Annotated in this window: 9 protein-coding genes; all 9 read right to left on the reverse strand. The window is 40.6% G+C overall.

Going from position 1 to position 11,566, the window contains the following annotated elements; translation table 11 throughout:
* Positions 1–191: 191 nt before the first annotated feature.
* The 9 genes from PX482_RS23340 to PX482_RS23380 all read right to left on the reverse strand — a co-directional run bounded on the left by PX482_RS23340 (position 192) and on the right by PX482_RS23380 (position 11,163).
* On the reverse strand, positions 192–890 hold the full coding sequence (locus tag PX482_RS23340; protein ID WP_002760212.1) for a metallophosphoesterase family protein: 699 nt from the start codon (positions 888–890) through the stop codon (positions 192–194).
* A gap of 21 nt (positions 891–911) precedes the next feature.
* A complete protein-coding gene (locus PX482_RS23345) occupies positions 912–1,721 on the reverse strand; it encodes a metallophosphoesterase family protein (RefSeq protein ID WP_002742233.1) in 810 nt (269 codons plus the stop codon).
* Positions 1,721–2,500 (reverse strand): hypothetical protein, encoded by a 780-nt coding sequence (locus PX482_RS23350; protein ID WP_002760214.1) that lies wholly within the window; start codon positions 2,498–2,500, stop codon positions 1,721–1,723. Before PX482_RS23350 ends, PX482_RS23345 begins: the two co-directional genes overlap by 1 nt.
* Before the next feature lie 528 nt (positions 2,501–3,028).
* Complete coding sequence (locus PX482_RS23355) at positions 3,029–4,054, reverse strand: CobW family GTP-binding protein (RefSeq protein ID WP_002760216.1); 1,026 nt, start codon at positions 4,052–4,054, stop codon at positions 3,029–3,031.
* Positions 4,055–4,168: 114 nt separating this feature from the next.
* The gene (gene thrS / locus PX482_RS23360; protein ID WP_288095282.1) at positions 4,169–6,025 is read right to left on the reverse strand and encodes a threonine--tRNA ligase; all 1,857 of its coding nucleotides are present in this window, start codon (positions 6,023–6,025) and stop codon (positions 4,169–4,171) included.
* 348 nt (positions 6,026–6,373) lie between these two features.
* Entirely contained in the window at positions 6,374–7,894 is a 1,521-nt protein-coding gene (locus PX482_RS23365) for a hypothetical protein (RefSeq protein WP_288123097.1), read from the reverse strand.
* A gap of 585 nt (positions 7,895–8,479) precedes the next feature.
* Positions 8,480–9,223 carry an alpha/beta hydrolase gene (locus PX482_RS23370; protein ID WP_288095275.1) on the reverse strand — a complete coding sequence of 248 codons (744 nt, stop codon included), beginning with the start codon at positions 9,221–9,223 and terminating at the stop codon, positions 8,480–8,482.
* A 132-nt stretch (positions 9,224–9,355) separates the two neighbouring features.
* Positions 9,356–9,868, reverse strand: a complete 513-nt coding sequence (fldA, locus tag PX482_RS23375) for a flavodoxin FldA (protein WP_002760221.1) — start codon at positions 9,866–9,868, stop codon at positions 9,356–9,358.
* A 266-nt stretch (positions 9,869–10,134) separates the two neighbouring features.
* Positions 10,135–11,163 (reverse strand): chlorophyll a/b binding light-harvesting protein, encoded by a 1,029-nt coding sequence (locus tag PX482_RS23380; RefSeq protein WP_002760223.1) that lies wholly within the window; start codon positions 11,161–11,163, stop codon positions 10,135–10,137.
* Positions 11,164–11,566 lie beyond the last annotated feature (403 nt).

Raw genomic sequence — 11,566 nt, forward strand, 5'->3', positions numbered from 1 at the left:
AGATCCAGTACTTTTTGATTGACAAAAGGTCTAAAAGTCTTACCCAACAAGGTTTTTAGATTTATTCAGCAAGCCCTAATTAAATTGAAGATAAATCCCCCCTTGATCCCCCTTGATAAGGGGGGTGTCTGATAATTTTTAACACCTACCTACTTAAATTAATCTTTAATATTTAATTAATCTCTGAAAGATTAATAAGGTACGGTTCTAAACTCCACGCAATTATTACTAGGATTATAGAGAGTGTAAACTGCTTTATTTAATTCTTTACCAACGCTACCAACCCCAATTAAACGCTTATCTTGAATCGTCAAAGTTTGGCTTGGTTGCCGTTTATCTAAAGTAGTAACAGTGCTGGTTAAATTAGCAGACTGTAAAGAATAATCAAAAACTTTTCCCGCACGACCACAAAATAGATTATTAACTCCCACCCGTTGCAGTCGATCTAAAATTTGCCATGGGGGAGTATCGGGGGTTAATTCTTCACTAACACTGACACTACTGCCATGAATTAATAAACAATCCAACTCGACAAAACCAAAATCGAGATTTCGTAACCATTGCACCGTTTCCAAAGAAACTGCGTCCCAGAGTTGTTTAGTGCTATCAATTCCATGTTTATCGATTAATTCCGTCGGTTCTCCTGTGGCTCCTAAACTGTGTAAAATTAGACATTGTTCTTCCCACCATCCCCGACAAACCTGCGGATATAAGTTATTTTTAGTGGGATAACGTATTTGTTCTACCAGCATTTCACTATCGGGATTAACGCCGATAAAATCTCCTAAAATATATAAATTTTCTACAGTAACTGACCGTTGCTGAATATCTTCCAAGACCGCTTGATAGGCTGGTAAATTACCTTGAATACCGCTTAAAATCGCCCACATAATTTCTTGATTTATCACAAATTAACGTTCGCAAACATGAGTCGGATCATCGGCTTTTTCCGCATATTCTAGACCCTTAGCCAATCGCCAAGCGAAAATAGGAGGTAAACCCGATGCTAAAATAGCCTGACAGGTTTCCTGATAGTTATAGGCCACTTCTCGCAGTTGTACCGCTGCCGTTTCTCGATCGTAAATCACATAGGTGGCATTTGGACGACCGTGACGCGGTTCTCCCACCGATCCCACGTTGATGATACGTTTAACCGGTGTGGTAAATTGCCGCGACTGTTCCCCATCGGGTTGATAAACTTTTATTTGCAAGCTTCCCGCGTCGAGAGTGCGAATATAGGGGATGTGGGTATGTCCACAGAATAAAACCTCTGTATCTACCGATAAAACCCGTTCTAAAGCCGTAAAAGCGTCCATTTCGGCTAAAAGGTACTCATGGTTACTTTGGGGACTACCATGGACAAAACAGAGGTGATCTAGCTTAAAAATTTCGGGCAGTTTTGACAAATAATTACGGTTTTCTGGGGTGATTATTTGATTTGTCCACTCATGAGCTAATCTACCGCGTTTTTCTGCTAAAAGCGACGGATAACTGCACTCACAGGCATTTAATCCCTCAACGATATCCTCATCCCAACACCCTTGTACCGTGGTAATCCCCAGTTGACGGATTTTTTCCACCACTTGGTTAGGATGGGGTCCATACCCAACTAAATCCCCTAAACAGTAGATTTCTTGACAACCCTGTTGGTCTAAATCTTGCAAAACAGCATTAAAAGCGGGCATATTGCCATGAATACAGGATAAAACGGCTATTTTCATCAGATTAACTCCATTTCTGGCTCTAAAGATTCTTGAAATTGTTGTTGATAATACAAAAGTGCCTCATCGGACAGACAACAATCACTCAGGGTATCGGCAATTGTCGGTTTATCGAGATTGCGACCGACGATTTCAATCCCACTGAAGCGATTCGGTCTCCCATCGAGATTTAAGGGGAAATTTAAGCTTTGAAAGTCTTTTTCTGGCCATTCATCCATAAATTCCCCATAAATACACTGACCATCGATGATATCGAAGATACTTTTAACCCGCAGCACTTCCCCATAGGCCCCTTGGGTTAATTCTGTCCAAAAGGTGGTTAAACTGGAAAAATCGAGGATTTCTCCCGTTAAAACGGCTCTATAAATCTGTATTTCTCGTTTTTTTAACCATTGATCACCTTTTATGGTTGTTTTGACGGGACTGATGACTATTTCATCGACGGGAACTTGTCCTTCGGGGATTTCTTCGTCTGGAGACGTAATCGCTACCCGATGACAATTGAGGGGTTTTAGAAAGCTTTCGAGGGATTGCGTGTCTAAATGCCATGGTACTTCCATGTAGATCGTGTTTTCCATGGATAAACTGCTCAAAAGGTCTTCTTCTTCCCTAGAAATAGAGGACAACTGGGGAAAGTCATTCTGTAAAGTGAGATGATCAATGGGAAAAGTTTCCGTCTGGGGACTAAAATATAGACTTGGCTGCTTGCTTTGGGCGATTTGTTGGCGAATCCAATGGGTTTTTCCCGCAGCTATACCCCCCGTCACCACGATAATCATTTTGCTCCTTCTTTATTGTGGTAATGATAATCATTCTAGCATAAGTTAGATTGGGGCAAGTAATCTTCCTTAACCAATCCTCTAGACTTAGCCAGGTTATTTTGGGAAAAATTGGCGGTTTCTTGGGATATTAATCATGGTTATGGCTCTTTTCTCTAGGATACCATTGGCTTTGTCCATCGGGTAAATCAACTAAGGTAATTCCCCTCGTTTTTAATTGTTCCCTTAATCGATCGCCGCTTCCGTAAAGTGCAAGGGTTTGCGATAATGAGCTTGGAGAACAAAGAGATGTAAACCATTGGATCGAGGGTTCGTTAAATTTTAAAGTTTTTATCCATAAATCATTAGAGTTCTTGCATAATTAATTTTTGAGAGTTCAAAAACAGCAAAAATAAGGATTAAATGGCATAAAATCTGTAAATAGACCATTTAATTGATTATTATTCATTCTTAATTCTCCTGACTACTGACTACTGGCTCCTGACTCCTAACCCTAACAACGATTTTTGATTTCTGCAAGAGGTCTATTCATAGTTTGTCCTTTTTAATTTTTTGAGAACTAGCCAAGCATTCGTTTAGTTGTGTCAAGATTTCCTCTTTATTTAAATTTCTGCCGATAAAAACTAACTGATTCTGAGGAGATGTATCCCATTCTACCGCTTGCAGATCGTAACGAAGACCGCTCAATTGAAAAATATGTTTTAAATCGCTTTGTTGAAACCAGAGAATCCCTTTAGCTCGAAAAACATTTATCGGCATTTTTTCCGTGAGAAAAGGTTCAAATTTATCTAGATTAAATGGTTTATCGCTAACAAAGGAGACAAAATTAAAGTCTTCAGTAGATTGATTATCACTGGAGATTGGGCGATTTTTTTGAAAGTCTCTCAACTGGACTTTATACAATTCTTCTTTAGTTAAACCTAGATCTAACAATAAACCCAAAGGAACCTGACCATAACTACTTTTTAGGAGTCTTATACCCTCTTTTTCTCGACGAATAAACTTTTCTAAATCATCTAATTTCTTGGAACTGACTCGATCTATTTTATTGAGAATTACCACGTCACCATAACGAATTTGACTAAGGGCAATGTTACTATCAAAATGATCCGCAGTAAAGGTTTCAGAATCCACGAGGGTAATAATAGAATCTAAGCGAGTCAAATATTTTAACTCCGTGGCCAAGAAAGTGAGGATAATTGGCAAAGGATCGGCTAATCCTGTGGTTTCAATAATTAGATAGTCCACGGGTATTTCTTTTTCTAAGACCTGATAGACTGTCTCAATTAAACTATCGTTAATCGTACAACAAATACAGCCATTACTCAATTCTACCATATCTTCATCGATGGAAACAAGCAATTGAGAATCAATATTAATATCCCCAAACTCATTGATTAAGACGGCAACTTTTAACCCTTCTTTATTGTCAAGAATATGATTGAGTAAGGTGGTTTTTCCACTCCCTAAAAAACCAGTAATAATCGTCACAGGCATTCCTGATTTAGGTAAACAAGGGAGGGAATCGGAGAGGGGAATTATCAAAGAACTCATGGCAGCTAACCCACTTGTAAGTTAATTAATTGGCAGAAAATAGGCTTTTCTCAACCCTGTTAAATTCGTCTGGAGGGGATCAATCTCCCCTATTTGCTGGTTTATACAAAAGCTTCAGAGATTAGTTTTAGATAGGATCGCCGTTTGCATTTTTTCTAATAAATCTGCCAGCGTCATCGAACCTAAATCACCCCCTTGTCGAGTGCGAACACTTAGAGTTTTACTGCTAACTTCTCTTTTTCCAATCACAGCTAAGACAGGGATTTTTTCTAGTTCTCCTGTACGAATTTGTTTGCCTAAACGCTCACCACTTTTATCGATTTCCACTCGATAACCAGCTTGTTTTAACTGCACTGCTACCTCTAAAGCATAATGCTGCTGTTCATCACTAACGGGTAATAAACGGACTTGAATAGGTGCTAACCAGAGAGGAAAATCTCCCGCATAATTCTCGATTAAAATACCAAAAAATCTTTCCAAAGAGCCAAAAATAGCTCGATGAATCATAATCGGTCTTTCCCGAGTACCATCCCTAGCGACATATTGCATATCAAAGCGTTCTGGCAAGTTAAAATCGACCTGAATCGTGGAACATTGCCACATTCTACCGATCGCATCTTGAATTTTTATATCAATTTTTGGACCATAAAAAGCCCCACCTCCCTGATCCTCAATATAATCCCACTTTTTAGCATTTAAGGACTCAATTAAAGCTGCGGTTGCCAATTCCCAAACACTATCGCTACCCACGGATTTACTGGGACGAGTCGATAAATTTACCTCATAATTAGTAAAGCCAAAATCGGAGAGAATTTTCTCGGTTAAATTTAAAACTCCTAGAATCTCTGCGGCAATTTGTTCGGGCAAACAAAAAATATGAGCATCATCTTGAGTAAAACCTCTTACCCGCATTAATCCATGTAAAACCCCCGATCGCTCGTAACGATAAACTGTGCCTAATTCTGCCCATCTGAGGGGAAATTCTCGATAGGAATGCAGGTCATTTTGATAGGTTAAAACATGAAAAGGACAATTCATCGGCTTAATTTGATAGCTTTGCTGTTCTAACTCGATCGCCTCAAACATATTGTCGCGATAAAAGTCCCAATGTCCCGAAGTTTTCCACAGATCTAAATTAGCTAGATGGGGAGTATAAAGAAATTGATAACCCGCTTCTAAATGAGCTTGGCGCCAATAATCTTCGATTAAATAACGCATTGTTGCACCCCGGGGATGCCAAAAAACTAAGCCTCCACCTGCATCTTCTTGGATGCTAAATAATTTTAATTGTTGTCCCAATTTGCGATGATCTCGTCGCTGCGCTTCTTCTTTTTGTTGGAGATAATTTTGTAATTCTGCGGGGGTTTGCCAAGCTGTGCCGTAAATTCGCTGTAATTGCGGCTGTTTTTCATCTCCTTGCCAATAAGCACCCGCTACACTTTCCAAGGCGAAAGCATCGGGGTTAATTTCCCCCGTCGAGTTGAGATGGGGTCCCGCGCACAGATCCCACCAAAATTCTTCCGGGGGAGAAACAGCACCATCAATTAACGAGGGTTCTCGATCGCTCCGTCCTGCGTCTGGACTACCGATAAAATAACGGGTAATGGTTTCATCTGGGGGAATTCTCTCTAAAATTAACTTTTTGTAGGGTTGATTAAGGCGCTCGATTTCTGCGGCAATTTCGCTTCTTTCCAGCACTTCTCGGATAATTGGCAGGTTTTGCCCGATAATTCGCCCCATTTCTGCCGCTATTTTCTCCAAATCTTCGGGGGTAAAGGGTGTTGGGCGATCGAAATCGTAGTAGAATCCCGTTTCTGTCCAGGGACCAATAGCGACTTTGGTTTCAGGAAAGAGAGTTTGTACAGCCATCGCTAAGATATGGGCGCAAGTATGGCGTATTTTTACGATTTTTTGCGAATCTTCTTGGATAACGGGGCTTTCTGCTAGGGGGTACTTAATCTGATTGACCATTGCCTGCTAAAATGATAATGATTATCATCTTAGCAGAGGAGGGCTGATGTCTGAGAGAAAAATGCGCTCAACATCTATAAGCTATGTATATTAAGGGTTGAGTTCGTAATCATTCCCCTTATTTTTCAGACTGACTATACTCTGCTTAGATGTACTCCATAGCCAGCAAAAAGTGGCTCTCCTAGACTGGTTATAGCAAATGAGTAGTTTAAATGAGCCTAACTCCTTAAAAAGTAGAGAATCCAACAAAATAAAAAGCTTTTTTATTAAAATTGCTTTTTTGAATTCCTAGTAAGCTTTGCTACACAAGTCTCACAGGAATTATTGTGCTAATATATCATAACTACTCTAGAAGAGCCATAATTTATAATCGGCCAAGTGCTTATATTCATGACCCCGATTATCGCGTGGAACAGGATGTGGTTGGGGTTGTCCTCGTTCATCTGGTGGAACAAACCGAGGTTGTTTAGCTTGACAAATTATTAACTCGGCCCAATTTTCTAGACTTCTATTTTCTGTAAAATATTCAAACTCATGTAGTGAACGAATAACAGGCGGCATTGTCAGACCTAATTCCGAACAATAATTAGTTTCCTCGATCATAAATTCAAACATTTGAGAAGGTCTTATTGCATCATAAAAGGAGAGAACCAAAGGAATAACAGGCTTATCTTTCAAATTATACGCTCGAACGGTTGCCGAAATTTGTTCTGTAGCTTCGTGAAATCTCATATAAAAATTGGCTAGTCCTTCAGGATGAAAACAGGCGCTAGTGTCAGGGGACATTAGCGAATTCTTACATTCGATAATAATATAGGCATTAGGAAGGCATATCAAAAAGTCTGCTCGTTTTCCCGCTTTATTGATCGAGTCTGTTTCGTCAACAGGAATTCTTTCAAAAGATGTCGGAGCAATCTGGGGCAAAAAAACTGTTTCCAGATATGTTTCCACCGCATCACTTAAAATACCATCTCGTTTTTTTCGATTCTCTTCGTAGGGCGTAAGAATATTTGTGTTAATCTGGTTCCAGCAGGATTCAGACAAAGAAAGAGGATCGGGAAGACAGTATTTTTGTTTGCCAAGATATATAAATGGAATATCTAAAAAATAATTATAAAAGAATGGTTGATAAGGTTCTGATACTGTTTCTATACTTCGCTCAACTTTTGTCCAAAAACATTGAGAATCTTTTTTTGTAGATAGATTAAAAGGCAAGCTATTGAGTGAAATAAATTTTTCAAGATTCTCTTGAGTAATTCCCTGATCTTCGAGTTCTTTATCCCGAGAAAAGTCGATAAGACCCCATTGCTCTCCATTGCTCTTTCCCCATTCAATCGCCGACATAAATTGATTAAAGTAAACCTGGGTTGATAATCCCGCTCGCTGATAAAAAAGCTCAAGAATAAGAGGGTGTGATTGATGAATAATCTCCAATAATTTAATCGTGCGCTGAATACGGGATATTGGGTTTCCAAATCCAGAATTTTGAAAAGCCGCCGAACGCTGACAGAAGAGTCCTGGCGAATGGCGGCGCACTTTCTCTTTTGTGATAAAATCACTAGGCTTGATCGTCCAGTTACGAACTTTGTTTATATGGTTTTTCTCGTATTTTGCAATGTTATTTACGATTTCTTCCGATTCTTTTTTCAACAGATTTTTGTCTGAAATTGTATGGTTCGGCCAACCAAAATAAACTTGAATCAAAGAATCGAATTCTTCTGGAATTATTTCTTGATCACGATGTATGTTTCCCGCACTAGCAAGAAGGATCAATCGAATCGCATAATTGCGTAATGCGTTACTTTCTACCCATTTACAAGGATCACTCTTCCAGCTTTCCCAGTTGCGCCAACAAATATTAGCTCCCATTTTTAAAATAGAATGAGAGTTATATCGACGAAGATAGTCTTTTAATTCTGTTATGTTCGAGAAGTTCATGAGAACGGGACGCGCGAGTTACCTAGTCTAATTATAGTACATCGCTCCGGGACGATCGATCCCCCGAAAAGTGTCCATTCTAACCCTAACGAATTGGGTCTAGAATGCTATTGTAGTGATTTCAAATAAGTACGATACACTCTCGATCGATAAAACCCTTATTCTATCTGGCATTGATATTCCCAATCTTAATTGAAATGACTATATCTCGAAAATTTACCGAGACAAGTCCAACTTAGACCAATCCTCGACTTCCAACGTGTTTCTCGCTCAAAATCCCGACAATCGAGTGCCTCTTCCGAAAAGGCACGCATTGGATGCACCGCACATTTCAAGCGATAATCTCCGGTACAAAAAACACAGCGACTACAGGGAATTCGATGCAGCTTTTGCAACTGCCGGCGCCCTTGGGCAACAGCAAGAAAAAGGGCAGTAAAAAAGAACAGCAGCGTTATCCAGATCGCGATCGGACAAAAGAGCGGTATTAGCCTTAACATAAATCTCGATTTTTGTCAATTAAGGAATAATTACAGTTTGCTCAGAAAGAAATTCCTGTGGAACTAGAGATCGCCAGAAACTAAAAATCTCTTGACTGACGCTGTAGGGGTGGGAATAGTGGAAAAAATAACGTCCTTTGTGACAACTCCAAATGCGATCGCCTGACTTTAACCAGGGTTGCCATCCCTGCAATAAATGCCGATCAATTACCGTATCGATATCTCCCCCACAGACTAACAGGGGTACGGGAACTGTCCCCGGGGGGAAATGGGCATTCTGATAGAGATTATGGGGAGAAAGGGACAATAATAAATCCTCTTCCAAGAGATAGCGATATTCTTGGGTTAAAGCGCAGGATTGATGACCAAAAAGATTGTGAACCGATTGATTGAGCAGAGTTTGACGAGAACAAGGCAGTAATTTTGATAGCACATAATAATGAGCTTGCCAATCGATCGCCGGATAGACTCCCACAGAGAGCAAAGTTAAGGATTTTACCCTTTCTGGATAACGACGCGCATACAGTAATCCTACTAATCCCCCCGTGCCGTGGCCGACTAAATGCAGCGGTTGATCGCATTGTTTCAGGTAATCTTGTATTAATACCAAGGCGATATCAAGAGAAGCTGGCTCATCAAGAGATTGACAGTATTGCCAATCAGCGATCGCAATTTCCCGGGCTAAAAAATCCAACACCGGGCGATCAAAACGGCGAAAACTGGGGTTAACATTAATCCAAACTGCATCAGGTAATCGAGACATAATAATCAAGGATATAGGGGATTTTTCAGTGATCAGTAAACAGTAATCAGTAATTGGTGAAAAGAAAGCTGCGAACTAGCCACTTAATACTATTCACTGATAACTGATAACTGATAACTGATTGATAGCTAACTAAACGCCAAATTCGCCCTTAAGTCCCGCGACCCAAGTTTTGATCCGTTGTTCAGTTAAATCGGATTGGTTGTCTTCATCGAGGGCTAAACCGACAAATTTGCCATTTTTTAGGGCTTTCGACTCGTTAAAATCGTAACCTTCTGTCGGCCAATAACCGACAGTTTTACCCCCTAGGGAGGCGATTTTTTCTTCCAGTATCCCCAGAGCATCTTGAAAGTTATCCGCATAACCGATTTGATCCCCCATCCCGAAATAAGCGACCTTTTTGGAGACGAAATCAATGTCATCCAATTCATCGTAAAAACCCTCCCAATCGCTTTGTAATTCGCCGATATTCCATGTGGGACAACCGATAATCAGGGCATCGTAGGGGGCAAAATCCTCGGTAGAAGCGGAGGAGATATCGTGTAATTCTACAATTGCCTCACCTCCAAATTCTTTCTGAATCATTTCCGCCACCGTTTCGGTTTTGCCGGTTTGCGTGCCAAAAAATAAGCCAATTTTTGCCATAAAATTTGTCCTTGTTGCGAAATAAGTGAGTTTAACTCTTAATTCTCCTTGATAGGGAATAAAGCCCCTGATTACAGTTTTCTCCCTCTGAAACTGGCATTTCCTGCCGGCAAGAACTACAGTACCAATAAGAGCGAGAGCGTCCAATGTGATGCAGCAATTTGGTGTTACAACAGGGACAGTAAGGCATAAGGGACAGTTAGAAAGATTGATCAGCGGGGAAAATTAGGAAAATCGATAGTTTATCCTAATCTTCCTTGAAAAAACTAGGCTTCTATCGCATTTAAGGCTTTTTCTACTCGTTTAAAGTCAAAACCCATCGCGCGTAAAGCGTGCCAGAGATGACCTTGTAAAAAGAAGAAAGCGAGGAAAAAGTGGGCATTAGCTAACCAACAGCGCGCCGTATGCACTCCAAAGGGCAATTTCACCGTGTCGGCAAAGTAGGGAGCAATTCCTAACTTCACTTCTAAAATTGGCCCGTAAAATTCGACTGGATAAGCGAGGGTATTTACCCCACAGAAATAGGCGGCCACGAAACCAGCGAGGGCAATTCCGCCCAAGGAATAGGATAAAATGGCTTCTCCGGAGAAAATCAGCACATTTCTCGCCCATTTGAGCGGGGGAACGATAATATGCCAGACACCGCCCCCAATTAACATTAAACCGACGTAGATATGACCACCGACTAAATCTTCGAGATTGTCCACAGTAGCGAAGTGGGTTTGATAGCCATAGATAACCCAAGGATCGAGGGTTGGTTCACTAACGACTCGGACAGCGCCGATAGTTGCGTCGTATAATCCCCCCCAGTACATAGCTCTGGCCACTAATAATAATGCAGCTATACCTAAAAAGAGCAGGTGATGACCGAGAATAACTCCTAATTGTCGGGGTTCACTCCAATCGAAATGGAATTTTTTCCCCGGACCGGAGGAATCTTTCAGGGTTTCTGGGACTCTTAACAGGTGAAATAAGGCTCCTGCTCCCAAAACTGCCGAAGAAATCAGATGAATTGAGCCAATCACGAAAAAGGGATAGATATCGATGATTTGCCCCTTTTCTCCGACTCCAAAGCCTAAAGTGGCCAGGTGCGGCAGTAAAATTAAGCCCTGTTCTGCCATGGCTATATCGGGGCGATACTGGGAAATTTCAAATAAGGTGAAGGCTCCTGCCCAAAAAGCGATTAAAGCAGCTTGAGCAACGTGGGCAACGATAAATAAGCCTGATTTATCGGCAAAACGGGCATTTCCTGCCCACCAGTCGTACTCGATCTGAGGATTATCGTAGGTCTGCATGGCATCTTTTAACGAAAATAGAACCAAGCTTATTGATAATAATATGCAATAAGCTTTAAGTCTTAGTCTAGAATAATTCTCAATAAAGTCAAGTTAAGAATTGTTACAGTTGCTCGGCATACTTTAATACATCAGTATTTTTAGCCTGATCAGCCTTTGAAAATCAAGGCTTTTCAGCATGAATCTTGGATCGCAGCTAGAGTAATCACCTCAAATAATTGAGAATAATTATTAATTAATTTTTAACAAAGACTAGAGGATAATTAGCTTGTCATCACTTAAACAAGCCTGTAATTAGGGTCTGCTGAAAAAGTTTTTCCTGGGGGTAGGAGTCAGTAGCCGGTCGTCAGGAGTCGGTCGTTTCAGGCTTTGTTGCCCTTGTTTTTTGTACCAAGCGATGTAC

Source organism: Microcystis sp. M53602_WE12 (genome assembly GCF_030065455.1).
Taxonomy (GTDB): Bacteria; Cyanobacteriota; Cyanobacteriia; order Cyanobacteriales; family Microcystaceae; genus Microcystis; species Microcystis aeruginosa.

Bases quoted from the DNA above. Each gene is read 5' to 3' on its own strand.
- PX482_RS23345 (WP_002742233.1), bottom strand. From the start codon at position 1,721: ATGAAAATAGCCGTTTTATCCTGTATTCATGGCAATATGCCCGCTTTT.
- PX482_RS23340 (WP_002760212.1), bottom strand. From the start codon at position 890: ATGTGGGCGATTTTAAGCGGTATTCAAGGTAATTTACCAGCCTATCAA.
- PX482_RS23380 (WP_002760223.1), bottom strand. From the start codon at position 11,163: ATGCAGACCTACGATAATCCTCAGATCGAGTACGACTGGTGGGCAGGA.
- PX482_RS23355 (WP_002760216.1), bottom strand. From the start codon at position 4,054: ATGAGTTCTTTGATAATTCCCCTCTCCGATTCCCTCCCTTGTTTACCT.
- fldA (WP_002760221.1), bottom strand. From the start codon at position 9,868: ATGGCAAAAATTGGCTTATTTTTTGGCACGCAAACCGGCAAAACCGAA.
- thrS (WP_288095282.1), bottom strand. From the start codon at position 6,025: ATGGTCAATCAGATTAAGTACCCCCTAGCAGAAAGCCCCGTTATCCAA.
- PX482_RS23365 (WP_288123097.1), bottom strand. From the start codon at position 7,894: ATGGGAGCTAATATTTGTTGGCGCAACTGGGAAAGCTGGAAGAGTGAT.
- PX482_RS23370 (WP_288095275.1), bottom strand. From the start codon at position 9,223: ATGTCTCGATTACCTGATGCAGTTTGGATTAATGTTAACCCCAGTTTT.
- PX482_RS23350 (WP_002760214.1), bottom strand. From the start codon at position 2,500: ATGATTATCGTGGTGACGGGGGGTATAGCTGCGGGAAAAACCCATTGG.